Raw genomic sequence first — 1,112 nt, 5'->3', positions numbered from 1 at the left:
GTGTCGGAGAACATAGCTGATGGCTGGTCAGATGAATTCGGTGATTTCACGGCTCGGTTCGCCGGCCGTTTCGGGCGGGTCGAGCCTCGTCGGCAGATGGTCTCCTACCTGCGGGGACTGCTCGGAGAGGCGGAGCGGAAGAACGGCTGGACCCTGGCAGAGGCTGCCGGTGACGACGGCCCCCAGGGCATGCAGCGCCTGCTGAACTACTACCGATGGGATGCCAATGCCCTGCGCGACGATGTCCGGGATGCTGTTCTGGAGGAGCTCGGTGATCCCAGGGACGGGATTCTCATCCTCGACGAGACGGGGTTCTTGAAGAAGGGGATCCGGTCGGCGGGTGTGGCCCGCCAGTATTCCGGGACAGCGGGGCGGATCGAGAACTCCCAGGTCGCGGTGTTCCTGGCTTATGGATCCGACCGGGGGCGGGCACTGATCGACCGTGAGCTGTACCTCCCGAAGGAGTGGACCGCGGACCGTGAACGTTGCCGTGCGGCCGGGGTCGAGGACGAGGTCGAGTTCGCCACCAAACCCGACCTCGGACTGCAGATGCTGAAACGCGCCGTGGAGTCGGGAACACCGTTCGGCTGGGTGACTGCCGATGAACTCTACGGCCAGACAGGGCGGTTGCGCCTGTGGCTGGAGGAGAACGACATCCCGCACGTGCTCGCCGTCCCGAAATCCCAGATGGTCGTCACCATGGAATTCTTCGGCCAGGCCCGTGCACACCAGCTCGTCGGTGGCCTCTCCGACGACGTCTGGGAGCGCCTGAGCTGCGGCAAGGGCGCCCACGGCCCTCGCGAGTACGACTGGGCCGCGGCCCCGATCCGGCCCTGGCGACGCGAGGGCCGAGGCCACTGGCTGCTCGCCCGGCGCAGCATCACGGACCCTGAGGAAATCGCCTACTACATCTGCTTCTGCCCGGCCGGGACCCCACTCGCAGAACTCGCCCGGATCGCGGGATCGAGGTGGATGGTCGAGGAGTGCTTCCAGGCCGCGAAGAACGAGGCCGGCCTCGACCACTACCAGGTCCGCCGATACACCGCGTGGTACCGCCACATCACCCTCTCCATGGCCGCCCTCGCCTTTCTCGCACTCTTGCGATCGCACGC

1 protein-coding gene is annotated in these 1,112 nt (G+C 66.6%); it reads left to right on the top strand.

Going from position 1 to position 1,112, the window contains the following annotated elements; translation table 11 throughout:
* Positions 1-12: 12 nt before the first annotated feature.
* Positions 13-1,112: IS701 family transposase (locus tag IEZ12_RS37290; protein ID WP_189278874.1), on the top strand; the 1,100-nt coding region annotated here is incomplete at its 3' end.

It is taken from the genome of Kitasatospora griseola, assembly GCF_014648555.1.
Classification (GTDB): Bacteria; Actinomycetota; Actinomycetes; order Streptomycetales; family Streptomycetaceae; genus Kitasatospora; species Kitasatospora griseola.
This window is presented reverse-complemented; position numbering and strand designations above follow the sequence as displayed.